This is a genomic window from Mesorhizobium sp. M8A.F.Ca.ET.202.01.1.1, assembly GCF_004791595.1.
Classification (GTDB): Bacteria; Pseudomonadota; Alphaproteobacteria; order Rhizobiales; family Rhizobiaceae; genus Mesorhizobium.
The window spans coordinates 1-325 of record NZ_SRUN01000179.1; the positions used below are offsets into that span (position 1 = coordinate 1).

Genomic DNA, 325 nt, shown 5'->3' on the forward strand with positions numbered 1-325 from the left:
CGGACGCCGCGGGGCGGATCCAATCCTTCAATGACTTCGTAACGGGCGCCGCAAATAAGGCGGCGCAAGTCGCATCTATTGCCCATGAAGAGGCCCTGCGCCAAATCAAAGGACTCACCATTGCGACCGGGGAGGCGGTTGAGGCGGCTCTCGGAGAGTTTGGCGATCTGTCCGCCGCACGCAAGGCGATGGTGGCCCTGATCTCGGCATATTATGTCGAGGCAGGTAAAAGGCGTGATGCAATTGTCGTTGCGGCTGCGCTGTCCGAGTACGCTGCGTTCCCGCAACTTGCGGCGCCAGTTGCATCGAAACTCCGAACGGAGGC

1 pseudogene is annotated in these 325 nt (G+C 60.9%); it reads left to right on the forward strand.

Going from position 1 to position 325, the window contains the following annotated elements:
* A pseudogene (locus tag EN845_RS34400) lies at positions 1-325 on the forward strand (hypothetical protein); the annotation flags it as partial.